The organism is Streptomyces albidoflavus, from assembly GCF_000719955.1.
GTDB lineage: Bacteria > Actinomycetota > Actinomycetes > Streptomycetales > Streptomycetaceae > Streptomyces > Streptomyces albidoflavus.
In genome coordinates this window covers 17,506-41,480 of record NZ_JOII01000042.1, presented here as the reverse complement: position 1 = coordinate 41,480, position 23,975 = coordinate 17,506, and the positions used below count along the sequence as shown (strand labels likewise).

At 73.4% G+C, this 23,975-nt stretch carries 17 protein-coding genes, 1 pseudogene and 1 CRISPR repeat array; of the genes and pseudogenes, 4 read left to right on the top strand and 14 right to left on the bottom strand.

The features are described 5' to 3' along the window. Positions 1 to 209 precede the first annotated feature (209 nt). Positions 210 to 482: direct repeats of the CRISPR family, unit length 29 nt; unit sequence CTGCTCCCCGCGCGTGCGGGGTTGGTCCC. A 30-nt stretch (positions 483 to 512) separates the two neighbouring features. From IF45_RS0128195 to IF45_RS0128160, 8 genes and pseudogenes are all read right to left on the bottom strand, one after another. Further along, the gene (locus IF45_RS0128195) at positions 513 to 2,444 is read right to left on the bottom strand and encodes an ATP-binding cassette domain-containing protein (RefSeq protein ID WP_030310312.1); all 1,932 of its coding nucleotides are present in this window, start codon (positions 2,442 to 2,444) and stop codon (positions 513 to 515) included. After that, the gene (locus IF45_RS0128190) at positions 2,441 to 4,342 is read right to left on the bottom strand and encodes an ATP-binding cassette domain-containing protein (RefSeq protein ID WP_030310311.1); all 1,902 of its coding nucleotides are present in this window, start codon (positions 4,340 to 4,342) and stop codon (positions 2,441 to 2,443) included. The genes IF45_RS0128195 and IF45_RS0128190 overlap by 4 nt, the downstream gene beginning before the upstream one ends. A gap of 158 nt (positions 4,343 to 4,500) precedes the next feature. Then, positions 4,501 to 4,632 (bottom strand): SapB/AmfS family lanthipeptide, encoded by a 132-nt coding sequence (locus tag IF45_RS0128185; protein WP_008415578.1) that lies wholly within the window; start codon positions 4,630 to 4,632, stop codon positions 4,501 to 4,503. Between the two features lie 89 nt (positions 4,633 to 4,721). Continuing rightward, a pseudogene (gene lanKC, locus IF45_RS31680) lies at positions 4,722 to 7,306 on the bottom strand (class III lanthionine synthetase LanKC). 217 nt (positions 7,307 to 7,523) lie between these two features. Next, the gene (locus IF45_RS0128175) at positions 7,524 to 8,501 is read right to left on the bottom strand and encodes an ABC transporter substrate-binding protein (RefSeq protein WP_030310308.1); all 978 of its coding nucleotides are present in this window, start codon (positions 8,499 to 8,501) and stop codon (positions 7,524 to 7,526) included. Beyond that, positions 8,498 to 9,352 carry an ABC transporter ATP-binding protein gene (locus tag IF45_RS0128170; protein ID WP_030310307.1) on the bottom strand — a complete coding sequence of 285 codons (855 nt, stop codon included), beginning with the start codon at positions 9,350 to 9,352 and terminating at the stop codon, positions 8,498 to 8,500. The genes IF45_RS0128175 and IF45_RS0128170 overlap by 4 nt, the downstream gene beginning before the upstream one ends. Beyond that, the gene (locus tag IF45_RS0128165; protein ID WP_051720753.1) at positions 9,349 to 10,446 is read right to left on the bottom strand and encodes a FecCD family ABC transporter permease; all 1,098 of its coding nucleotides are present in this window, start codon (positions 10,444 to 10,446) and stop codon (positions 9,349 to 9,351) included. Before IF45_RS0128165 ends, IF45_RS0128170 begins: the two co-directional genes overlap by 4 nt. Further along, positions 10,443 to 11,507 carry a FecCD family ABC transporter permease gene (locus tag IF45_RS0128160; RefSeq protein WP_018469934.1) on the bottom strand — a complete coding sequence of 355 codons (1,065 nt, stop codon included), beginning with the start codon at positions 11,505 to 11,507 and terminating at the stop codon, positions 10,443 to 10,445. The genes IF45_RS0128165 and IF45_RS0128160 overlap by 4 nt, the downstream gene beginning before the upstream one ends. 132 nt (positions 11,508 to 11,639) lie before the next feature. Here IF45_RS0128160 and IF45_RS0128155 point away from each other — a divergent pair, with 132 nt between their 5' ends. The 3 genes from IF45_RS0128155 (at position 11,640) to IF45_RS0128145 (ending at position 16,618) form a co-directional block, all read left to right on the top strand. Then, positions 11,640 to 12,326, top strand: coding sequence for an HAD family hydrolase (locus tag IF45_RS0128155; RefSeq protein WP_030310300.1), 687 nt, complete (start codon positions 11,640 to 11,642; stop codon positions 12,324 to 12,326). 1,160 nt (positions 12,327 to 13,486) lie between these two features. Then, entirely contained in the window at positions 13,487 to 14,542 is a 1,056-nt protein-coding gene (locus IF45_RS0128150; protein ID WP_037638698.1) for a YihY/virulence factor BrkB family protein, read from the top strand. A 120-nt stretch (positions 14,543 to 14,662) separates the two neighbouring features. Continuing rightward, positions 14,663 to 16,618, top strand: a complete 1,956-nt coding sequence (locus IF45_RS0128145) for an acyl-CoA dehydrogenase family protein (protein WP_277989197.1) — start codon at positions 14,663 to 14,665, stop codon at positions 16,616 to 16,618. Between the two features lie 111 nt (positions 16,619 to 16,729). Here IF45_RS0128145 and IF45_RS0128140 read toward each other — a convergent pair whose 3' ends face one another. From IF45_RS0128140 to IF45_RS0128120, 5 genes are all read right to left on the bottom strand, one after another. Continuing rightward, positions 16,730 to 18,046 carry a cytochrome P450 family protein gene (locus IF45_RS0128140; protein WP_018471168.1) on the bottom strand — a complete coding sequence of 439 codons (1,317 nt, stop codon included), beginning with the start codon at positions 18,044 to 18,046 and terminating at the stop codon, positions 16,730 to 16,732. 133 nt (positions 18,047 to 18,179) lie between these two features. Beyond that, positions 18,180 to 18,788 carry a GTP-binding protein gene (locus tag IF45_RS0128135; RefSeq protein WP_008406866.1) on the bottom strand — a complete coding sequence of 203 codons (609 nt, stop codon included), beginning with the start codon at positions 18,786 to 18,788 and terminating at the stop codon, positions 18,180 to 18,182. After that, entirely contained in the window at positions 18,763 to 19,137 is a 375-nt protein-coding gene (locus tag IF45_RS0128130; RefSeq protein ID WP_003950005.1) for a DUF742 domain-containing protein, read from the bottom strand. Before IF45_RS0128130 ends, IF45_RS0128135 begins: the two co-directional genes overlap by 26 nt. Next, positions 19,134 to 19,535, bottom strand: coding sequence for a roadblock/LC7 domain-containing protein (locus tag IF45_RS0128125; protein WP_003950004.1), 402 nt, complete (start codon positions 19,533 to 19,535; stop codon positions 19,134 to 19,136). The genes IF45_RS0128130 and IF45_RS0128125 overlap by 4 nt, the downstream gene beginning before the upstream one ends. Continuing rightward, positions 19,532 to 20,737 carry an ATP-binding protein gene (locus tag IF45_RS0128120; RefSeq protein WP_003950003.1) on the bottom strand — a complete coding sequence of 402 codons (1,206 nt, stop codon included), beginning with the start codon at positions 20,735 to 20,737 and terminating at the stop codon, positions 19,532 to 19,534. The genes IF45_RS0128125 and IF45_RS0128120 overlap by 4 nt, the downstream gene beginning before the upstream one ends. Positions 20,738 to 22,085: 1,348 nt before the next feature. On the opposite strand from IF45_RS0128120, the gene IF45_RS33175 reads away from it, so the two are divergent. After that, the gene (locus tag IF45_RS33175) at positions 22,086 to 22,367 is read left to right on the top strand and encodes a hypothetical protein (RefSeq protein ID WP_129805578.1); all 282 of its coding nucleotides are present in this window, start codon (positions 22,086 to 22,088) and stop codon (positions 22,365 to 22,367) included. Between the two features lie 266 nt (positions 22,368 to 22,633). On the opposite strand, the gene IF45_RS0128115 is transcribed toward IF45_RS33175, so the two are convergent. After that, a complete protein-coding gene (locus tag IF45_RS0128115) occupies positions 22,634 to 23,704 on the bottom strand; it encodes a hypothetical protein (RefSeq protein ID WP_030310293.1) in 1,071 nt (356 codons plus the stop codon). Between the last annotated feature and the right edge of the window lie 271 nt (positions 23,705 to 23,975).

The following is a 23,975-nucleotide window of genomic DNA, read 5'->3' as shown; positions in this document are numbered from 1 at the left end:
GGGGGGTTGGGTCGGGTGAGGCTGAGGAGTGGGGTCGGGGTGTGAGTGGCTGGAAGGGAGGGGTTCGCGGGAGATCTGTCGGGTTCAATGGGGGGCGGGTGCTGGGTGGACACCATGTAGGGGGTATGAGGCATTCACCCGCATTGCCGGAATCTTTGAAGCTTGCGCTAGAGAGTGACTGGGCTGAGTGAAACCCCAGGTCAGCGAGACTGCTCCCCGCGCGTGCGGGGTTGGTCCCAGTTGGCACCGCCGCACGATGATCACAACCCACTGCTCCCCGCGCGTGCGGGGTTGGTCCCGCCGAGGGGTTGTGGATGAGGCCGCCGCGCTGCTGCTCCCCGCGCGTGCGGGGTTGGTCCCTTCGGGCTCGCCACCTCGACCGCGAGCACAGTCTGCTCCCCGCGCGTGCGGGGTTGGTCCCTCGTCGAGGGTGGCGTTCAGGACCGTGACGATCTGCTCCCCGCGCGTGCGGGGTTGGTTCCCTCCCGGCAGCCGCCGCTCCCCGCCCACGCCTAGGTCGACGCGGTGCCCCGGCTCCCCATCGCCGAAGGCTCCCCCAGCCCCGCCGCCAGTTCCCCGTACAAGGCCGACTCACGAAGGAGCGAGGCGTGGGTCCCCAGGTATGGGGTCGCCCCGTCCAAGAGCAGGACGCGTTGCCCAGGTTCAGGCGCCGGAAAGTGGTGGCTCACTGTGATGACCGTGGCCGGGTGGGAAGCGAAGGCCAGCTCGGTCGCAGCCCGTGCCCCTGCGTCCAGGTGGGCCGTGGGCTCGTCCAGGAGGAGCAGGGGCGTAGGTGTCAGCCAAGCCCGTGCCAAAGCGATGCGGCGGCGTTCGGACGGGGTGAGGTGGTCCGGGCGGAGAGGGCGGGCGGGGTCAGCGGCGAGGGGGGCCAGGGTGAAGGTGTCGATGGCTTCCGTGATGCGAGGGGCCGGGGCGTCCGGGGTGAGGTAGGTGAGGTTGTCGTGGAGAGGGGCCTCGAAGATGTAGGGCTCCTGGGGGACGAGGACGCGGGCGGCCGTGCCGAGGGTGCGGGCGTGGCGGGCGGTGTGGCCCGCGAGGTGGATCTGGCCGTGGCGGGGGTGGGCGGTGCCGGCGAGGAGGGCCAGCAAGGTGGACTTGCCCGCGCCGCTCGGGCCTACGACCAGGAGGTGTTCGCCGGGTTCGACGGTGAGGTCGAGGTGGTCGAGGACGGGGGCGGCGTCGGGGCCGTAGGCGAAGGTCACGCCGCGCAGGGTGACGGCGGGGAGTGCCGGGCGGGTGGGGCGAGGCCCACGGGTGGGGCGGGGTCCAGGGGGTGAGGGTTCCGCGCGGAATGGCTCAGGCCCGTGTACGGGCTCGGGGGGAAGTGAGGGTGCGGGGATGGCGGGGACCTCGTCGTCCGCCTTCCCCTGCGAGCAGGCCCCTGGTGCCCGTGGTCCGTCGTCCGCCCTCAGCGCGTGCGCCTGCTCCTCCCGTACGTCCGCCGCGTCCGCTTCCTCCCCCAGCAGCCGGTGCAGTACCACCACCAGCCGCGACCCCGCTGCCCCCAGGGCCGTCAGCAGGGCGTTGACGGCGGGGAGGAGGGCGGTGGTGACGTAGGTGAGGGCGGCGAGGAGTTCGCCGGGGGTGAGGCCGGTGGAGAGGAGGGTGGGGGCGGCGAGGAGGAGGGTGGCCACGGGGAGGTGGGCGGCGAGGCCGAGGGCGGTGACGCGTACGGCTGACCATCGGGCCAGGGCGGAGGCGGCGGTGGCCTCGGCGGTGATGAGGGGGGCTGCTTCGGCGGTGACGAGGGGGGCCGCGCCGGTGGCGGCGATGTCGCGGGCGGCGTGGTCGGTGCGGCCGGCGAAGGCGGCGAGGTGTTCGTCGGCGTCGAGGAGGTCGCGTTGGCGGGCGGCCATGGGGCGGAGGGTGGCGGCGAACAGGGCGAGGCCGGCGGCGAGGGGGATCAGGACGAGCGGGAGGAGCCTCGGGGAGAGCGCTGCCAGGCCGGTGAAGGCGCCGGCCGAGGTGAAGAGGAAGGAACGTACCGTCAGCAGGACGCCGCCGGCGGCGTCGCGGGCGATCTCCGTCTGAGCGGTGAGGCGGGAGACGCGTGCCGTATCGGCCGGGGTGGGTGAGGCGACCGCCCGGATGAGGGTGGCGCGGACGACGCGGCGGACCAGGGAGTCGCGCAGGGGCTCGATCACCCCGCCGAGCGCGCGGAAGACCCCGGCGTCGGCGAAGCCCCCGGCGAGGGCTGCGGCGCCGAGGGCGAGCAGCCAGAGAAGGCCCGTACGGACGTCTCCGGCGAGGAAGCCGTCGTCCAGGGCGCGGGCGACGGCGTAGCCGGTGAGGAAGGTACGGGCCGATTCGAGGAGCGACCAGGCCCCCAGCGCCCCCAGCGGGCCCTTGCGCCGGCGGGCGAAGGTGAGGGCGGGGCGCAGCAGAGGGCTGGGGGCGCCGTCGGTGTGGCGGGGGCGGGTCACTCGGCGGCCCCGGTGCCGGTGTCGACCCGGGGGTCGGTGCGGATGCCGGTATGGAGGTCGGTACGCATGTCGGTGGGCAGCTCGGTACGTACATCGCCAGTCACGTCGGTACGTACGTCGCTACGGGTTCGGGCCCCCGTGTCAGTGACGGTGTCCGCCCCAGCGCCAGCATGGCCCCCAGCCCCAGCCCCCGCCCCGAAGACCGCGCGGTATGCCGGGTCCCGCCACAGAACGGAGTGCGGCCCCGTCCCCCGTATCCGGCCCCCGTCGAGCCACACGACCTGGTCGGACTGGGCGGCGGTGGTGAGGCGGTGGGTGATGGTGAGGCGGGTGCCGGGGGTGTCGGTAAGGGCGCGGGCGACGAGGTGGGCGGTGACGGTGTCGAGGCTGGAGGTGGCGTCGTCCAGGATCAGGAGGCGGGTGGGGCGGGTGAACGCCCGTGCCAGGCCGAGGCGTTGGAGTTCACCGCCGGAGAGGGGGGCTTCGGGGAGGGGGGTGCGGGGGCCGTGCGGGAGGCGGTCCGTGAAGGTGTCGGCGGCGGCGCGGCGCAGGGCTCGGCGGAGTTCGGGCTCGGGCAGGGGGCCGCAGGCGACGGCGTGGGCGATGGTGGCGCCGAAGAGGGCCGGGCGTTCGAAGGCGTACGCGACGGCGTGGCGCAGGGTGTCGGCGGAGAGGGTGCGGAGGTCGGTTCCGTCGAGGAGGACGGTGCCCTGGTCGGGGTCGGTGAGGCGGCCGGCCACCGCCGCCAGCAGGGACTTGCCGGAGCCGGACGGGCCGACGAGGGCGGTGGTGGTGCCGCCGGGGAGGGTGAGGGTGACGGAGTCGAGGAGCGGGACGCCGTCGCGGGTGACGTGGACGCCGTGCAGGGCGAGGGTGCCGTCGCCGTGCGGGGGCAGGTCGCGCGTCCCGTGGGGGGTGGGCGGCAGGGCGGTGACGGTCTCGACGCGGGCGGTGCCGGCCTTGGCGCGTACCCAGCCGTTGAGGGCGCCGGCCAGGGCTCCGGCTCCGGCGGCGAGGACGGCGTAGCGGGAGAGGGCGAGGAGGTCGCCGGGGGTGAGGTGGCCGGCGACGAGGCGTACGCCGCCGACGGCGAGGACGGCGGCGACCAGGAGCGGCATCAGCGCGCCGGAGAGGCCGGCGGCGCGGCCCTGCACGCGCCAGGTGCGTTCGCCGGCCGCGCGCATCCCGGCCAGCGGGGCGAGGACGCGGCGTTCCTCGGCGCGGACGGTTCCGGCGGCGGCGATGGTGGCGGCGCCGGACAGGGCGCCGGTCAGCAGGCGGGCCATGCGGCCCTGTTCCTCCTGGTACGTGGTGAGGGCGGCGCGGCCGTCGCGGAGCAGGGCGCGCAGGATGAGGAGGAGGAGCGGGACGCCGCAGACGAAGGCGGCGCCGGCCCAGGGGTCGACGAGGAAGAGCCCGGCCAGGCCGCCGAGAGGGGCGAGGCCGGCGGCGGCAGCGGTGGCGGCGGCCACGGGGGCGGTTCCGGCGTCGAGGGCGTTGGCGGTGAGGCGGGTGGGCAGGCCGGTGCCGGTGGTCGCGGCGGGGGGCGCGGCGAGAAAGCCGGCGAGCGCGCGGCGGCGCAGCCAGGCCGTGGTGGCGGCGCCGGTCCGGCCGCCGGTGCGGGCGACGAGGGCGTCCGTGGCCACCTCGGTGGCGATCAGCGCGGTGCACAGCAGGACCCAGGACCCGGCGTCGGCGCGGGCGATGAGCAGGTCGACGGCGCGGCCGAGGGCGAGGGGCAGGGTGACGGCGGCGGCGGCGCCGAGCGCGGTGGCCGCGAGGACGAGGGCCGCGGGTCCCCTGCCCCGGCGTACCGCCTCCCGCAGCAGGCGCCCCTCGGCGGGCGGCGGGGCGGGGGTGGCGCGGGCCCGGGCGGCGTCGGCGGGGGCGGCGGTCATGGCTGCTCCGTTCGGGCGGGCGAGCGGGCGGGGGCTGTCCGGGCGGGCGCGGAACGCGGGAGGTCCCGGGCGCTGGGGCGCCCGGGACCAAGGGTTGTCGCACGCGCCTGGCCCGCAGGGGGCCGGGCGCGCGGCGGACAGCCGGGTTCAGCCCTGCGTCACGGGGTGCAGAGGGTGACGCTCAGCGAGCTGTACTCGCAGATGAGCAGGGAGATCTGGCTGCCGGTGGCGAGGTCGCCCACCGCCTCCTCCTGCGGGGTGTCCATCGCCTGGAGGTCGAGAAGCGCCATGACGTACTCCTTCGTGTCGAGCGGTCGGACGACCGCCACCTGGGAAAACGAGTGGTGCTGGTGGTGCTGGGTGGTGCGCGGCCCTGGGTTCAGGGCCGGTCTGTGGGCCGCCGGAGCGGCGGGAGGAAGGGCAGGTGCGCGGCGGGTTCGCCGTGGGTCGCTGCCAGGGCGAGCAGGACGCCGGCCGTGCCGGTGGAGAGGTCCATCGACAGGCGGGTCAGCTGTTCGCCGGGGTGGGCGAGGTGCCCTTGGTAGGTGAGCGCGTGCCAGTCCAGCAGGGCGGTCTGGCGGGTCAGGAGGGCGGTGCGGGCGGCCCGGTCGCCGGGGGTGGTGGTGCGGGCCAGGTGGAGGAGGAGTCCGGCGACGCCCCGGAAGAGGCCCGGCTGGATGTAGAAGGCGGAGCCGGTGGCCCGCAGGAGGGCGGTCCGGGCCTCCTCGAAGGCGGGGTCGGGGCGGTGGGCCAGGTAGTCGTCGAGGACCATCGCGATGCCCGCGCTCCCGGAGCCGAGGTACGGCATGGTCCGCCGGGCCTCGGAGACGACGAGCGAGCCGTCCGGCCCCGGCACGCAGCGGCCCAGTTCCTCGCGCAGCGCGGTGGCGGCGGTGTCGAGCAGGGCGGGTTCGCCGGTACGGGCGTGGCGGCGCAGGCAGAGCAGGGCGGTGCCGGCCGGGCCGTGCAGCAGTCCGGCCTTGCCGCCGGGGGCGGCGGGGCGGAGTGCGGCGGCCTCGGCGCGGTCGGCGGCCTGGCCGAGGGCGGGGTTGTCGGTGGCGTCGGCCAGGTCGCGCAGGGCCAGGGCGACGCCGGGGGCGCCGGAGTGCAGGCCGGGGCCGAGTGCGTCGAGGGGTTCGGCGGCGACGAGGTGGGCGAGGCGCAGGGCCTCCTCGCGGTGGCCGAGGCGGTCCAGGGTCCAGGCGATGCCGGTGAGGCCGTCGTAGAAGCCGGTCGGGGTGCCGGAGGCGGGGCGGCGGGTGGTGCGGATCAGCCATTCCTCGGCCTCCTCGCAGCGGGCGCCGACGGTGTGGAGGGCGTGCAGGACGCCGGCGGCGCCGTAGCCGTACGACTGTCCGCCGGCCGGGGTGGCGAACTGGGCGATGTCGCCCGGGAAGTAGCGGTCGTCGCGGTCGGGGGTGGCGGAGGCGAGCAGGGCGGCCACCATCGAGTCGCGGGCGGCGGGCCAGTCGGTGGCGGACACCGATGGCCGGCCGCGTGACGTCCCGGCCTCCGGCCGTGCCGGGCCGGCGAGTTCGGTGACCGCCTCGTCGAAGAGGGCGCGGTCGATGCCGTACCGGTCGGCGGCGAGGCCGGCGAGGTGGGCCGCCTTGTCGCGGTCGAGGGGCAGCAGGGTGGTGAGCGGGACGAAGAGGGCGAGGCGGAGGCAGGCCAGGGCGTACCGGTCGACCTCGGTGCCGCGCAGGTGGGGCGGGGCGACGAAGGCGGGGTTGGCGACGATCTGCGGGCGGCGCTCGGCGGCCGGGGTGGCGGCCTCGAAGTCCAGCAGGGTGACGGAGAGCTGGTCCGGCGCCACCATGATGTTGTTCATGTGCAGGTCGCCGAAGGCGATGCCCCGGGCGTGGAGCGCCTCGACGGCCTCCGTGACGAGCTGGTGGGTGCGCAGGGCCCAGGCGGTGTGCTCGGCGAGGGCTTCGGCGGCCGGCTCGGCGGCGGAGAGCGGGAAGCGGCGGGCGAAGACGGTGTTGAGCGGGGTGCCCGGGATGAACTCCATGGCCAGGAAGCGGTGTTCGCCCACGGTGTGCAGTCCGTGCACGCGGGGGACGCACGCCAGCCCTTCGAGGGCGCGCAGGGCCGCGTACTCCCGCTCCAGGCGGGTGACCGCGTCGGCCCCGTCGGCGGCGAGCCCGGCGTGCGGCCGGCCCTCCTTGAGCACCACGGCCTCACCGGTCTCCCGGTGCGAACCGGCGTACACCCCGCCCCCGTTGGAGAAGTGCAGGGCGCGTTCGACGGTGTACGGGAGATCGGTCGTGCCCTGGGCGGCGCGGCCTCGGCGTGCGGGCGCAGGAAGTCGGGGAGTTCCACCCAGTCGGGGAGGCGGAAGGCGGGGCCGCGGGTGTCCGGGACGAGGCGGCCGGCCGGGTCGGCCACCGCCGGGACCAGGGAGCCGTCGGCGGCGCGGGTGAAGCGGGGCGCGAAGGCGCCGTAGCGGACGTGGACCGGGCCCTCGCCCCAGCGCAGGTCGCTGAGGACGACCGGTCCCGCGCTGCCCTTGAGGGCGTCGGCGAGTTCGGCGGCGAGTTCGCCGCAGGCGGCGGTGGTGGCCGGGTAGACGGTGACGAACTTGCCGCTGCCGGCGCGGTCGGCGTACTTGGTGTTGCGGTGGAGCAGCAGGGCGGGCCCGGCGAGGAACTTGAAGGCGGTGGCGCGCTCCTGGCAGATCCCGGCGACCGTCTCCAGGACCTCTTCGGCGTTGTCCGGCGTCGCGGAGACGTGGATCTTCCAGCCCTGGGGCGGGAGTTGGCGCCCGGCGGGGGCGAGCGAGAACCAGTCACCGCGCTCGGCGCTCTCCCAGCCCTCGGGAACGGGGCGCCGGGCGAGGGCGTAACGGTGACCGTCGCTGCCGTTGGCGTTGCCGCTGCCCTCGGCTGCACGGCCGGCCCGGCGCGGGGTGTCGTAGAACCAGCGGTCGGTACCGCTGTAGAGCGCGTACTCCGGATTCACCGGTCCCCCTCGCCGTCTGCGTTCCCGTGCCGTGCCGTGCTGTGCTGTGCGTCGATGACGGGTTCCACACTGCCCGTGGCCGGGTGGTGCCGGTAAGTAACGCTTGTCATAGGCGAGTTGTGGGAAATACATGGTCCGAACGGGTCATGGCGGACGGGTTCGGAGCATGCTGCGAGGGGGCTGGCGGTGGCTGCCGGAAGCGGCTCGGAGGTGGAGGTCAGGAGGCGGAGGTCAGGGCCTCTTCCAGCTCGTCCAGGATCTGCTGGGCGGCGGTGTAGCCGATGCCCTGGATCCACAGCTCGTCCTCGACCTTGTGGACGGCGCCGGACTTGACGGCGTCCAGGGAGCGCCAGAGGGCGGACCTGGTGGTCTGCGTCTCCTTGGCCTTCTCCGGGTCGCCGTAGGTGGCGGTGAAGACCACGTCGGCGTCGGCCAGGTCGATCTTCTCGGGGCTGACGTCGTACGAGAAGCCGTCGGTGGCCTTGTCGGTGATGGCGGGGCGGCCGAGGCCGACGTCGGCGAGGAGGGTGCCGATGTAGTTCTTCCTGCCGTAGATGCGGATGTCGGCGCCCTCGACGAAGCGGACCACGTTGACCTCGGTCTTCTCGGCCTCGGCCGGGCCGCCGACCGCCTCGGTGACCTCGGCGGTCCGCTTCTCGTAGGCGGCGGTGGCGCGGTCGGCCTCCTTCTGCTTGCCGAGTGCCTCGGCGTGCACCTGGAAGTTCTCCTTCCAGGGGTAGCCGGTGTTCTCCGTCATCACAGTGGCGGCGATCTTGCTCAGCTGGGCGTAACGGGCCTCGTCGCGGACCTTGGAGGTGAGGATCAGGTCGGGCTTGAGCGCCGCGATCGCCTCCAGGTTGGGCTGGGCGATGACGCCGACGTTCTCGATCCCGGCCAGTTCCTTCTCCGGCAGGTAGCTCGCGAACCCGCCGGCGGCGTCGGAGCGTACGGCGCCGACCGGCTTCACGCCGAGGGTGAGCGCGGAGTCCAGTTCGGCGGTGTCCAGGACGACGACCCGCTTCGGCGCCTCGGGGACCTCCACCTCGCCCATCGCGGTCTTGACGGTACGGGTGGCTCCCGCGTCCTTGCCCGCGTCGGCGGCGGTCTCCTCACCGGAGCCGCAGGCGGTGAGGGTGACGGCGAGCGCGAGGGCGCCGGTGGCGGCGAGGAGCGGACGGGCGGTACGTCGGGTCATGGCCTGGCCCTGCTTTCTTCTCGGGTGGGGACAGCGGGTTCCGGCGCCGGCCGGGCGTCCCAGGGCGCGCCCGGGACGACGAGCGGGGAGCCGGTGACGGGGTCCGGGACGACGACGCACTCCAGGCCGAAGATCTCCCGGACCAGGCCGGCGGTGACGACCTCGGCGGGGGCGCCCTCGGCGACGACGCGGCCCTCCCGGAAGGCGATGAGGTGATCGGCGTAACGGGCGGCCTGGTTGAGGTCGTGCAGGACGAGGACGACGGTGCGGCCCTGCTCGCGGTTGAGGCGGCGGACCAGGTCGAGGACCTCGACCTGGTGGGCGAGGTCGAGATAGGTGGTGGGCTCGTCGAGCAGGAGCAGGCCGGTCTCCTGGGCGAGGGCCATGGCGATCCAGACGCGCTGCCGCTGGCCACCGGAGAGGGCGTCCACGGGACGGTCGGCGAGGTCGGTGGTGGCGGTGCGGGCCATCGCCTCCGTGACCGCCCGCTCGTCCTCCTCGGACCACTGCTGCCACCACCGCTGGTGCGGCTGGCGGCCGCGCGCCACCAGGTCGGCCACGGTGATCGCCTCCGGTGCCACCGGGGTCTGCGGCAGCAACCCGATCTGCCGGGCGATCTGGCGGGTGGGCAGCCGGGCCAGTTCCGCGCCGTCGAGCAGGACGGCGCCGCCGACGGGGCGCAGCAGCCGGCCGAGCGCCCGCAGGGTGGTGGACTTGCCGCAGGCGTTGGGCCCGATGATGACGGTGACCCGGCCGTCGGGAATGTCCAGGTCGAGGCCGGGGACGACGGTGCGGTCCTCGTAGGCGAGGGTGAGGTCCCGGGCGGTGAGGCGGGCGGCGGGGCGGGTCATGAGGTGCCTCCGGTGGCGCGGGGGCCGTGTCGGGTGACGAGCAGCCAGATCAGGTACGGGGCGCCGACCGCCGCGGTGAGCACCCCCACCGGCAGTTCGGTCGGCGCGAAGAGGCGACGGGCCAGCAGGTCGGCGGCGACCACGGTCACCGCGCCCGCCAGCGCGGAGCAGACCAGCGGGATCTGCGCGGTACGGGTCAGCCGCCGGGCGATCTGCGGGGCGAGCAGCGCGACGAAGTCGACGGGCCCGGCCGCGCCGGTGGCGACCGAGGCGAGGACCACCCCGACGAGGACGAGGCCGAGACGGGCGCGCCCCAGGCGGGCGCCGAGGGAGGTCGCGGTGGCTTCGTCCAGGGTGACGGTGCGCTGGGCGCGGGCGGCCCAGACCAGGGCGGGCAGGGCGGCGAGCAGGGTCCAGCCGACGAGGGCGGCTTCCGGCCAGGCGCGGCCGTTGAGGGAACCGCTCATCCACACCTGGGCCTGCTGGGCCACGGTCTGGTCGCCCTTGGTCAGGAAGAGCGTGGTCAGCGCCCGCAGGGCCACCGCGAACCCGACCCCGACCAGCACGAACCGGGTGGCCTGGAGCCCGCCCCGCCAGGCGAAGAGGTGGACGAGCAGCGCCGCGAGGAGCCCGCCGCCCACCGAGATCCAGGGCAGCACGGTGTACGAGGTGACGCCGAAGGTCAGCGCGGCGACCGTGGCGGCGCTCGCGCCCTGGCTCACCCCGATCAGGTCGGGGCTGGCCAGCGGGTTCCGGGCGACGGTCTGGATCAGCGCGCCCGCGATCCCGAACGCCGCCCCGACGTACAGCCCCGCCACCATCCGGGGCAGCCGCAGCTCCCCCACGACCAGCGTGTCCGGCGAGGGACGCCCGAGCAGCACGTCGACCACCGACCCGGGCGCGACGAAGCTCTCGCCCACACTCAGGTACGCCACGCACACCACGGCCAGCACGCCCGCCAGGACGGCGCCGGTCGCCACGGCCCGCACGGGGACGAGGAGGCTGGCGGGCCCGACGCGTACGGGGACGTACCCGGCGGGTCGTACGCGGGCGGGTTCCGGCCCCGCCTTCAGCACCACGCTGCCGCCGCTCACGCGGTCACCGCCCTGCTCCGGACCAGCGCCACCAGGAAGGGCACGCCGATCAGCGCCGTCATGACCCCGGCGGGGACCTCGCCCGGCGGGAAGAGGACGCGGCCGACGGTGTCGGAGGCGAGGAGCATCACGGGGCCGGTCAGGGCGGCCAGCGGGAGGACCCAGCGGTGGTCGCCGCCGACCAGGTGGCGGACGAGGTGCGGGACCGCGAGGCCGACGAAGGCGACCGGCCCGGCAGCGGCCACCCCGACCCCGGTCAGCACGGCGGCTCCGGCGCCCGCGGTGATCCGTACGGCCGCCACCCGCTGCCCCAGCCCCTTCGCCACGTCCTCCCCCAGCGCCAGCGCGTCCAGCCCCCGGGCCGACGAGGCGACCAGCGCCAGCCCCACCAGCAGAAACGGCCAGACCTGGACGGCCACGTCGGCGCCCCGGCCCTGGAGCGCCCCCACGTTCCAGAAGCGGAACTCGTCCAGGGCACTGGAACTGGTGGTCAGCACGGCGGTGGTGACCGAGACCAGCAGGGCGTTGATCGCGGCGCCGCTCAGCGCCAGCTTGACCGGGGTCGCGCCGCCCCGGCCGCCCGCCGCGACCGCGTACACGGCGACCGCCGCGAGCCCCGCCCCCACGAAGGCGAACCACACGTACCCCGCCAGGGTGTGCACCCCCGCGAAGGCGATGGCGAGGACCACCCCGACCGAGGCGCCCTGGCTGATGCCGAGGATGCCCGGGTCCGCGATCGGATTACGGGTGATGCCCTGCAGGGCGGTCCCGGCGACGGCGAGCGCGGCGCCGACCATCACGCCGATCAGCGTGCGCGGCAGCCGCATCTCCCGGACCACCTCGGCGTCCGGGCCCGTGGCCCCCTGGAACAGGGCCTCCACGACCGTTCCGGGCGCCACCGTACGGGCGCCGACGGCCAGGCTGAGGACGACCGCGACCAGCAGCGCCACCAGGGCCGCCACCGTCCAGGCCGCCCGGCGTACGGCGCCGTCCCGGCGGGGCCGGGGCGCGGTGGGCGGGGCCTTCGCCGGCGACGGGGCGGCGGGTGGGGCGGGGGGCATCGGGTCCTTTCCGGGCGGTCTGCGGGGCGCCGGCCGGGAGCGGACATCACGGCACACCGCCCCAATTGCCCGTTCTGCGCCGGGACTTAGGCTTGGCTAAGTGTACGGCCGCCGGGGCTGCACAATGGAGGGATGCCCGAGCACCTCACCTCCGCCGCCGCGCCCGCTCCCTCCGACCCCGCCGTACCGGCCGCACGTCCGGTTCCGGGCGGGGCGGGGCCCGTCGTCGGGTTCGACCTCGACATGACGCTGATCGACTCACGGCCGGGCATCGGCGCCGCGTACCGTGTACTCGCCGCCGAGACCGGCGTCCTTATCGACGTCGACCTGGTCGTCTCCCGGCTCGGGCCGCCCCTCGAAACCGAGCTGGCCTGCTGGTTCCCGGCCGAGCAGGTCCCCGCCGCCGCCGCGCGCTACCGCGAGGTCTACCCGACCACCGCGATAGCCCCCTCGCTCGCCCTGCCCGGTGCCGCGCAGGCCCTGGAAGCCGTGCGGGCCCACGGTGGGCGCTCGCTCGTCGTGACCGCCAAGAACGAGGAGCACGCGCGGCTCCACCTCGACCACCTCGGTCTCCGGGCCGACCTCGTCGTCGGCAGCCTCTGGGCCGAGGCCAAGGGGGGTGCGCTGCGCGCACAGGGGGCCACCGTCTACGTCGGGGACCACGTCGGCGACGTGCGCGGTGCCCGGGCCGCCGGGGCCTTCTCCGTGGCCGTCGTCACCGGGGGCTGCACCCCCGACGAACTCCGCACCGCCGGCGCCGACCTCGTCCTCCCGGACCTGACCGCCTTCCCCGCCTGGCTGGCGGAGTTCGCCCGCTGATTCGCCTCGGGCGCCGGCCGGGATGTGGCTGCGCCGCGACTGGGGGTGCCTTCGCCTGCGCCCGGCCCCCGATCGGCCTCAAGCGCCGGCCGGGCTGGGGATGCGGCGTGGCTGGGCTCCGCCCCTGCGTACCCGCCCGTGCCCCTGCGGGTCACCGATGGCCTCAATCGCCGGCCAGGCTGTCGGTTGCCGAGCTCCGTCCCGACCGTGCCGGTCAAAGACTGGCCTCAAGCGCCGGCCGGGCTATTGGGTTTCGCGGTGCGTTCGCCGGTTGGGTCGGGCGGGGCCGCACCGGGGTACCTCCTCACAAACTGCAGGGTGCGGGGTCAGTCGCTTCAAGGCGGCCGAGCACGGCAGTTTGCTGCGGGGGCACCCCGGCACGGCCCCGCCCTTCCGTCTCGTCGGCGTCTCCCCGCCGGTGGGTGGGGAAAAGACAAGGCCGTCGCCCATTGATCTTTGTGGCGAGCGAGAGCGAGGACGGTGGTCACTGTGGAGAGGCCCTGTATCGGTGACGGCCCCTCCTCCCCTCCGGCGGTTGGCCGCGTACGAGACCGTGGGGTGGGGACGGGTCGGGGTGCCCCCGCAGCAAACTGCACACACGGCCGTCTTAAAGCGACTGACCCCGCACCATGCAGTTTGTGAGGAGGTACCCCGGCACGGCCCCACCCCACCCACGCACCGGAGGTACCGCGAACCTCACAGCCCGGCCGGCGTTTGAGGCCAATCGTTGACCGGCACGGTCGAGACGGAGCCCGGCAAACAACAGCCCGGCCGGCGATTGAGGCCATCAGTGACCCGCAGGGTCGAAGCGCGCAGGTGGAGGCGGAGCCCAGCCACCACCCCATCCCAGCCCGGCCGGCGATTGAGGCCACCGGGACCGGCAGGGGCGAGGCCGGTAGATCGGGGCGGAGCCCGGCAAGCAACAGCCCGGCCGGCGGTTGAGGCCGATCGGGGACCGGGCACACGCGAAGGCACCCCCAGTCGCGGCGCAGCCACATCGCGGCCAAGCAGATAGGCGAAGCCCAGCCCCGCCGGAGGCCCTGAGTACCGGCGGGCCCGCCCGCCCACGTAGCGTGCAACCCCCGCGCGCAGGTCGGTCGCGCACGAACGGGGTAGGCACCCCTCGACCCGTAGGGCACCGGGTGCCGCGAGGAGGAACGATGAAGCAACCGGCTCGGACAGCGGGCGGGGCCGTGGCCGAGGAGGCGCGGACGGTGGAGGGTATCGAGGGGGACGGGCCCGTGAAGGGTGAGCCGGGGCGGACGGTGGAGTGGTGGGTGGCGTTGCGGCTGACGCCGGGGGCGTTCTGGCGGGACGACATCTCGGACTTCGCGGCGGCGCTGACCTATTACGCGATCCTCGCCGTGCTGCCGGCGCTGCTGGTGGTGGTGATCGCCTTCGGGCTGGTGAGTCCGGACACGGCGGAGCGGTTCGTGGGGCAGGTGACGGCGTGGGCGCCGGGCGGCTCGGGGGCCTCGCTGCGCGAGGTGCTGACGCGGGTGGTGCGGGTCGACTCGACGGCGTGGACGCTCCTGGTGACGGGCGGGGCGAGCGCGCTCTGGTCGGCCTCCAGCTACCTGGCGGTCTCGCGGCGCGCGCTGCACCGCATGTACGGGGTACGGGACCGGCGTTCGCCGTGGGGCAAGGCGCACCGGATCGTGGCGACGGCCCTGGCCCTGCTGGCGCTGCTGCTGGTCAGTTCGCTGCTGCTGATGCTGACCGAGCCGGTGGCCGAGTCGATCGGGCGGCTGCTGGGGCTGGACGCCGGGGTGGCGTGGGCGTGGAGCGTGCTGCGCTGGCCGCTGCTGCTGTGCCTGGTGGCCTGTCTGGTCGTGGTCGTTTTCCGGAACGGCCCGGTGGCCGCCCGTCGGCGCGCCCACAGCATCCCGGGCGGCGTCCTCGCCGCGACGCTCTGGCTGACCGCGTCGGCGGGGCTGGCGCTGTACGCCTCGGTGCTCAGTACGTACAGCCGTCTCTACGGCTCGCTCGCGGGGATCGTCGTCTTCCTGGTGTGGCTGTGGCTCTCCAACGTCGCGCTGCTGCTCGGCGCCCAGTTCACGGCGGAGTTGTGCCGCGCGGCGGGGGGTCCGGGCGCACCGGCCTGCCACCCGGAGCCTGCCGAGGAGGTGGCCGCCCAGGACGCGTCGGCCGGCGCCCAGGACGCCGCGGACACCGAGGAGACCAGGGAGCACGGGCGGGCGCCCACCGGTGCGTGATCCCCTTCCGCTTTTCGCCCTGGCAGGGATGGAGCGTGTCGTACGCGGGCAAGGCGGGTGATTCCCCGCAGAAAGTGCGTACATCCCGCCAGGGATTGGCTTGAACTGGTCACTTGACATATGACACATGGTCAGTTGGGCCCTATCCATGACTCCCTGGCGACCGTTACTTTACAAAGTGTGATTACTGAACGAGAGATTCCGCTCCGCCACAGCTCCATCTCCGCCTCCGTTTCCACCGCCGACGACCTGCTCTTCGCGACACGCGGCGAAGAACACCTGCGCTGGCGGGAGCTATTCAGCACGGAGGAGTTCGGCCACCGGGACTTGCCACACCGGGAAAGGGTGGAGTTGTCCTATCGGCGCTTGCGTACCGTCGCCGCCGCGATACCCGATCCCCGCGCGCTCGTCCTGAGCGCGCCGGCGCTGACCGCGCTCCACGAGTGGGCGGGCCCGGCCGATCCCGGGATGGCCACGCTGGCCTCCATCCACTACAACCTCTTCCTGGGCAGCCTTCTCGACCACGACCACGCGGAGCGGGACCTGGAGCCGTGGCTGCGGATGGACCGGATCGGCACGTTCCTGTGCACCGAGGCCGAGCACGGCAACGACGCGGTGAACATGGAGACGACCGCCGAGTACGACCGCGCCTCTCGTCAGTTCGTCCTCAACACCCCGGGCCCGGGGGCGGCCAAGTGGATGCCCAACACCTCGCTGACCGGCGGTCCGAAAGACGCCGTGGTCGCCGCCCGGCTGCTGGTCGACGGCCGTGACCTGGGCATCTTCCTCTTCCTCACCCCGCTCAGCGACGAGCGGGGCCACCTGCCGGGCGTCAGCGTCGAGCGGCTGCCGCACACCTCCGGCGCGCCCGTGGACCACTGCGCCACCCGCTTCCACCACGTGCGGCTGCCGCACAGCGCGATGCTCCAGGGCGACCACGGGCGGCTCAGCCCCGACGGGGAGTTCGAGAGCACCCTCGGCAGCCCCCGCATCCGCTTCCTGCGCTCCATCGGCCGGGTGTCGATGGGCAAGCTCTGCATGTCCGGCTACAGCCTGGGCGCCACCCGGCAGGCGGTCGCGGTCGCCGTACGGCACGGCTCCACGCGGCTGACCTCCGGCATGACCAAGGGCCGCCGGGTCCCGCTGATGGCCCACCGCAGCCACCACGAGCCGCTGCTCGACGCCCTCGCCACCACGTACGCGGCGACGCTGCTGCACCGCTCGGTGGTACGCCAGTGGGAGGTGGCCGAGGAGGCCGAGCGCGAGGAGGTCGACCGGCTGGTCGCGGTGACCAAGGGATGGATCACCTGGGCCGCCCGGGAAACCATGACGACCTGCCGTGAGCGGTGCGGCGCCAAGGGGCTGCTGCTGACGCAGGGCATCGCGGGCCAGCTCGCCGCCAACGAGGGCACCATCACCGCCGAGGGCGACAACCAGGTCATCTGGGTCAAGGCCGCCGGTGAGCTGCTGATGGGCGGGTTCACCCCGAAGCCCCCCAGCGAGACCGCGCCCGAGCAGCGGTCCCTGCGCGACGGTACGCACCTCCAGGACCTGATGGCGGACGTGGAGCGGATCTGGCACGAGCGGGCCCGGACCCGGCTGCGCACGGGCGGCGTACGCGGCAACCCGATGGCCCGCTGGAACGGCGCGGTCACCCCGGCGCTGGAACTGGTCGCCGCCCACGCGCACCGGCTGGCCGGGGAGGCACTGCTGGAGGGCTCCGACCGGGTCACCGGGGACGAGGCCGAGCGCATCCGCGACCTGCACCGCCTCTTCGCGCTGCGCCAGGTGGCGGCGCACAGCGGGGAGCTGCTGGCCGGGGAGCGGCTGACGGCGGAGCAGGTGCGGCGGCTCCCGGACGAGGTCGAGCGGGTCGTGGCGGACCTGGAGCCCCACGCCCTCGCCCTGACGGAACGTTTCTTCGTACCGGAGCAGGTGCCCGGCAGCGACCCCGCGGGCCTCGTCGAGACAGCGGGCCTGGTCGAGGCTGCGCCCGAGAGCGTCGCCGGAGCCGTCCCCGCCGGTGCGGAGTCCCGTGCCGGCGGGCTCCGGGAGAGCGAGCCGGACGCGGCATGACGGGCTGAGGCGCACGACGGCGGGACACGGGACGGCCCGCCGTGCGTGGGCACGACGGGCCGTCCTCGCCTCTCTCGTCCTCCGGGCGGCACGCCGGCCGGAGGCTCCGGGTCAGACCCGGAAGATGTCGAGGAAGGAGCTCCAGAAGCCCTTCCTGCGACCGCCGCCGTCCGAGGAGGCCGGGGCGGTGTGCTGCGGCTGCGGGGTGGCGGGTGCCGCCTGCTGCTGCGGGATGCCCCGGTTCTGGAGGGCCGCGGCCATCCGGGTGGCCGGGGTGGGGCTGAAAGCGACCGGCAGGGAGACCAGGGCCCGGTGGAAGGGTCCCGGGCGCCACTGGAGGTCCTCCTCCGGGACGCCGAGCGTCAGGTCCGGCAGGGCGTTGAGGATCTTCTCGACCGCGGTGACCGCGATGACCTGCGCCGGGTCCTTGGCCGGGCAGGCGTGCGAGCCCGCGCCCCAGGCGAGGTGCGCGCCGCGACCCGCGCTGCGGCGGGCCTCGGCGAGGGCCGGGTCGCTGTTGGCGCCCGCGAAGGAGATCAGGACGGGGCTGCCGGCGGGCGCGATGACACCGTTGCCGAAGTCCGTGTCCTGGGCCGGGTAGTGGGCGGCGTAGTTGGCGATCGGGGTGCGGTGCCACAGGACGTGGTCGACCGCCTCCTCGACCATCATCCCGGCGCCCCGGCCGCCCGCGCCGCCGGAGAGCAGCTCCAGCAGGGCGTTGCCGATGAGGTTGCGCTCCGGCTCGATGCCGGCGCCCATCAACATCACCAGCTGGTCCTTCAGCTCCTCGTCGGTCAGCCCGGCCGGGTGCTGGATGAGCCAGGAGATGACGTCGTCGGCCGGCTCGCGGCGCTTGATCGCGATGAGCTGCATCAGGCAGGCGTCGAGGCGGGCCTTGGTCCGCACCGGGTCCTTGCCGTCGAACATCGCCGACATCTCGGTGGTGAGGGTGTCGCCGATGTCGGCCGGGCAGCCGAAGAGCTTGTTGAACAGCAGCAGCGGGAGCAGCTTGGCGTACTCCGCGAGGAGGTCGGCGCGGCCGCGCTCGCTGAACTGGTCGATGAGGTAGTCGGCGATGGGCTCCACGTCACGGCGGATGCGCGTGATGTTGAGCTTGGCGAGGCTGTCCGTGACCGCCTTGCGCAGCCGCAGGTGGACGGCGCCGTCGGTGAACAGGGCGTTCGGCCGGTACGCCATCATCGGCAGGACCGGGCTGTCCATCGGGACGCGGCCCTCGTTCAGCGCCGCCCAGCGGCGGGCGTCACGGGGGAAGCTCGTCGGGTTCTGCAGTACGCGCAGCGCCGTCTCGTACCCCACGACCAGCGTCGCGTCGACTCCGGGCGCCAGCTCGACCGGGCCGGCCGGGCCCTGCTCGCGCAGCTGCTCGTAGAGCGCCTGGGGGTCGGCGGCGAAGTTGGCGTCGTGCATCGGGCATCTGCCGGTCGCCGAGGCGTACGGGGGATGGCTTTCCATGGGGTCTCTCTCTGTGGCCCGGGCGGTCCGGGCGGGCGGGGGGTCCTGGTGGCGTCCCGTCGGGGGGCGGGGCGGGGGGCGGGGTGCGTCAGGCGACGCGTTCGCGGGTGAGGAGGTGGCGTACGAGGGCGATCAGGGCGCGGGCGGAGGACTCCCGGTCGCGGGCGTCGCAGTAGACGACCGGCGTGTCCGGGAGCAGGTCGAGGGCCTCGCGGACCTCGTCCTCGCCGTACTTCTGCTCCGGGGTGAAGCTGTTGACGGCGATCGCGTAGTCCAGGCCGTAGCTCTCGATGAGGTCGATGACCGGGAAGGTCTCCTCCAGGCGGGCCGGGTCGACCAGGAGCAGCGCGCCGAGGGCGCCGCGTGCCGTGTCCTCCCACAGCTGCATGAAGCGCTGCTGGCCCGGGGTGCCGAAAAGGTACAGGACCAGGTCGTCGGCGAGGGTCAGCCGGCCGAAGTCCAGGGCGACCGTGGTGGTGCGCTTGTCGGGAGCGGCGCTCAGGTCGTCGAACTGTACCGACGCCTGGCTCATCTTCTCCTCGGTGCGCAGCGGCTTGATCTCCGACAGCGCGCCGATGAGGGTCGTCTTGCCGACGGCGAAGTGGCCCACCACCAGGATCTTGGCAGCGGTGGTCACCGCCTCGGAGACGTAGAGCGGTCCCTGTGCCGTCTCAGCCGATGAGGGATTGGAGTCCATTCAGAACCTTCTCAAGAGTGTCTCTCTCAACGTTCTGCGCCCGCGGCGGTTCGGCACGGCGCAGCAGGTGGCCCTGGTCGAGTAAATCGGTGAGCAGCAGCCTGGCCACGCCGACCGGCAGGGCGACGTGGGCGGCCACCTCGGCCACGGACAGGTACCCGCCGCCCAGCAGCTCCCAGATGGCCTTGACCTCCGGGGACGCCCCCAGCGGGAGCGTCCGTTCGGGGGCGATGGTGACCAGGGTCTGGAGGGCCAGCTGGTCCCCGGCGGGCAGTGTGCGCCCGCCGGTGATGACGTAGGACCGGACGAAGTCGCTGGTGACGGAAGCTTCCTCGCCGGGCCTGGTCATACGCTCACACCGTTGTTCGAGCGTGGCGCCACGCCCATCGCTCTGCTCAGCGACGCCACGGTCTTCTGCATCCGGATGGACATGGACTCCATGTCGACGTCGACGGCCGCGGAGACCGCCAGATAGGCGCCCTGGCCCGCGGCGATGAGGAAGATCCAGCCGCCGTCGTACTCCATGAGCGTCTGCTTCCACACGCCCCGGCCGAGGCCGACGAAGCTGGCGACGGCGCGGCTGAGGGACTGCATCGAGCTCATGGCGGCCGCGTTGGTCTCGGCCTCGCCGCGCTCGATGCCGTCCGAACTCTGGAGGAGGAGGCCGTCACCCGAGACGAGGATGGCGTGACGGGCGCCGCGCACTTCCAGCACGTCGTTCAGCACCCACGACAGATCGGTCTTCACTGGTACTCGGGTCCTTCCGTGGTCATCGTGTCCCGGCCGATGCGCGTCCCGCGGGCGAAGGCCCCGAGTCGCGACGCGGTCATCTCGCTGTCGGCGGCCGGCGTCTCTACGGTCGTGGCGGGCTCGGCGGCGGCCTTGGCGGCCACCTCCCCCGCGCGCCTGCGGCGCTTGGGCAGGCCGCCGGTGGTGGTACCCACGACGTACGGGGTGTCGGTGTCGGGTACGGCCGTCAGGTGCTGCGGGGGGAGCGCCGGGACGGCCTCGACCCGGGCGGGGGCCTGGGCGGGCTCGTTGAACTCGGTCGTCAGCAGTTCCTCCGGAACACGGATCACCGCGCGCACACCTCCGTAGGGGGACACCGACCCGACCGAGACGGCGAAGCCGTAGCGGGCGGCGAGCATGCCGCTGACGGCGAATCCGACCCGGGGCGGGTCCCCGAGGCTCGTGATGTCGACGGTGCCGTCGCTCGCCAGCAGGGTGGCCGCGCGGTCCTTCGTCTCCTGGTCCATGCCGAGACCGGCGTCGTCCACGATGAAGCAGACGCCGCTGGGGACGGCCTGGATGTTGACCTCGACGGGGGTGCCGGGGGCGCTGTAGTTGGTGGCGTTCTCCAGCAGCTCGGCGAGGACCACCGCGACGGGCTCCACGGCCTTGCTGGTGACGGCGACGTTCACCTGGGAGTGGACGCTGACCCGGCCGAAGTCCTTGATCCGGCCCTGGGCGCTGCGGGCCACGTCGTACACGGTGGCGGTGCCGTCGCGCCGGCCGAGCCAGCCGCCGCACAGGACGGAGATGCCCTTGGCGCGGCGCGAGAACTGGCTGCCGGTGTGGTCGACGGACATCAGGTCGCCGAGCACCTCGGCGTCGTTGCCGTACTTCTTGAGCAGTCCGTCGAGGAGCAGCTGCTGCTCCTCGGCGAGGGACTGCAGCGTGCCCATGGCGGACTTCAGTACCGCCTTGGTGGCGGACTCGGCGTCCGCGCGGACGTCGGCGACGTCGTGGGCGTGGCGGGCGCCCATCTCCTGCTGGCGCAGGTGCAGGCGGCCGATCTCACCGCGGGCCTCGGCGAGGCTCCTCTCCAGCTCCCCTTTCCCCCGCCGCAGGGCGAGGTTGGTTCTGCGGGCACTCAGCACTGCGAGCGCCGCAGCGACCAGAACTACAAGCAGGACCCACAGCAGTGGCTCCTGGATGAATGACGTCATGAGACTCTCTTCAAGTCGCATCGCGTCGGAGCTTCGGGCAGCCAAAGGAGCCCGCGGCAGAGCCGGCGGACCTCCTCCACTGGGGAGGCCAAGGCCGCGGGCCGCCTCATACGGACCTCATTGGGGGGACCACACCCGCTCCTCCACGATGGAGCCGTCGCGACTGCCCCCCGTAGCGCGTGATCTCACGCACCGTCAGTCTGCTGAAAGTCAGATGATCGTATCACCGCGCGAATTTGTTCAGATCTGATTGCGGCATCGAGGGGCGATGCTCACAGGAGCGTCACAACACGCCGTGTTTACACACCTGTTGGCAACGAAGGCGTCGGATCGCTACACCGAACGCCTCCAGCGCGCCACCTCGGCGAGATGCGCCCGGCGGCAGGGCAACGACGCCTCCAACGCCGGGGCTTGCATCCCCGCACAGACCATCGCGCACCCAAACATATCGCTGGAACACGGAGCAAGGCCAGAACTTAATCCGAATTGCACCGGCTTGCTCGGACCCGCCCCAAGGGCTCGCAGCAAGCAGACCGGCCTCGGAATCCGGCAAATAGGCCCACATGTACCCCTTGAGGGAAAACGGCCAGGTCCAGGCCCTGACGCCTCCACGCCGGCCGAGAAAGCCACGTGGATCGAAGCATCGCAGCCGACTCCACCGCCGAGGGATGCAGAACGGCGAGCCACACCACCATGCGCTGCAGCCAACCTCGCAGCGAGATCTCGCCTGCAGACCTGTCCAGCCGGGCACGCAAGGCTGCACCCCATCTACACGCCTTCGATTTGGACACCTAGAGGGACATACCATTAAAACTCAGCACGAAATACACAATAAGAAATAAGTTCACCTCGAAGGCGATCCGGCTCTATCGGCCGGCAGACCGAACGCCTTCACCCCTCACCCAAGACCATCGCCATGAGACAAGAAATCACCCGCCCAGCCGCCTACTTCATGGCAGCACACCTCCATCGAACGACCCTCCCGAAGTGCCGAGCAGGTGATTTTTGGCCAACGCACACTTTCAGCCGGGCATAGATTCGAGACAGGATCTGCGCCATCCCAGATCCAGGACTTGAAACTCGTTGAAGCCCGCCCACATATTTGCTATTCTCCGAAAACTGTCACCACTCCGCTAAAAAGACATCTGGATGGGAACTCATGATTAAGAGACGCGCCCACAAGCGCATAGCCACTATCGCGGGCGCTCTATCCGCCACCACCCTCCTCACTGTCACGCAAGCTGCCGCAGTCTCCCTCGAGATCGAGCGAGCGACCAGCACCAGCGGCCCCACTTCTCCTGGCAGTCCCTGGAGCTGCGTCCGCAGCGGAGACAACCACACTGGCACCATGGTCGCTCAAGCCTGCTGGAGAACCGAAGGTGACTGGTTCCTGATCCACGACTCGGCGAAGGACGGCTACTCGGCAGTGGTCGACTGGGAAAGTCGCGACCCCCAGAACCGAGTCCACCGCGCGGGATTCATTTTCAACGCTGAAGGCTACGCGTCTACCGTCTACAAGAACAAGAACTACCCGGAGCAGAATGACATTCGCTTCAGGGCCTGCCTAGGCAACTGGTCCACCAAGAAGATCAAGGCAGGTACTTGCTCAGGCTGGATCACCAGAGGCTGAGAGTCTGAAATAGAAGCTGGCCACCCAGGGGCGTCTAATATTTACACCTCTGCCCTCCGCTCGACAATTCGGCGGGGTCCGAACCGCGAACATATTCGGGCCCCGCCGGAGCTCCCCTTACCCGGAGTCCATATCAGGTACCGAGCAAGTTTCACTGGCGCGACACCACGACTCAATCCGTCGGGCGAAGCCCACTCCGTATCGACATACAGGGTCAGCAGTGCCGGCGGGAGGTAGCTCACACCGGCACTTTGGACCATCCTTCGTCAATGCCGCCGCCGCGCCCGCCAGAGCAGGAAGACCGCCGACGCCACGGCCGCCGTACGCAGCAGCACCGGCCACAGCTCGCCGATCGCGTCGGCCATGCCCGCCTGCGGGATCGGCTCGCCCCAGCGGCCCTCGGTACGCCCCCACAGCCAGACGGCGCCGCCCAGCAGGGTCAGGGCCGGGATGCCGAGGGCGGCGAACTTGGCCTGGACGGGGGTGAGCCGCTTGGTGAGGTAGGCGGTGAGCCAGCCGAGGAGGAGGCAGAAGAGGTTGCCGAGGATCGCCCCGGCGACCAGCAGGGCGGCGGCCAGCAGGAGCAGGGGGCTGCCGAGGCCGCCGCCCACCAGGGCACGCGGCGAGAAGCGGCGGCGGCGCGGGGCCGCCGTGCCCAGCGGGTCCTCGGCCGCCTCCGCCAGCGCCGCCTCGGCCTCGGCGGCGGCCTCGTCCTTCTCCGCCTTCTCCTTGGCCGCGCCCGGCGCCTCGGGCTTGTCCATCCGTACGCCCGGGTTGAGGAGTTCGGGCACCTCCACCCCGCCCTGGAACCCGGCGAACTCCCCGGGCAGCCGCGTCCCGAAGGTCCCCGCGCCCCCGCCGCCGCCCAGCCCTTCGGGCGTGGCCTCGACCCGCCACCAGTCCGGCGAGGCTCCCGCCAGGTCGGGCCCCGAGACCCCGCGTCCGACGTCCTCCAGACCGGGAACCCGCCGGGGCGGGGGCGGGGGTTCCGCCTCCTCGCGGGGGGCGGGGAAGACCTTGCGCAGGCTGGGGCGGGCCGGACGGGGCTCGGGTTCGGCGGGGCGCGGCGGCGGGACCGGGGTGTGCGCGGGCGCCTCGGCCACGGCGGAGGTGCCGCCGGCCTTGGCGACCACCTCGGCGGGGGTGCCGAGCTTGCCGAGGGCGCGCCGTACGGCAGCGGGGCTGTCGCCGCCGGGACGGGCCCGGCGCTGGTCGATGTCCCGCCGCAACTCGGTGATGAGCCGCATCCGTTCGGCGGCCGGCACCTGCCGCTGCTGGGCCAGGTCGCCGACACGGCTCAGATAGTCGAAGACGAGCTGGTCACTCTCGATCCCCACGCTGCCCCTCACTCCGCTCGTACGCGACGCCCCTACCCGGAGAACCGCCGCGTCCAACGGTACGCATCGCGGGGGCGGTTCGGGGGTGTCGGGCGGAGGGCCGGCGGACGACCGCCCCGGCCGGGCCATGGACAGCCCGGCCGGCGCTTGAGGCCACTCGGCCCGGCCGGCGCTTGAGGCCGGGGACGGCCGGCCGGGGCACCGTGTTCCCCGGCGCGGGGGCCGCCGGGAACATCACGCCCAGCCCACCGACCGGTGACGGTTCGGGCCG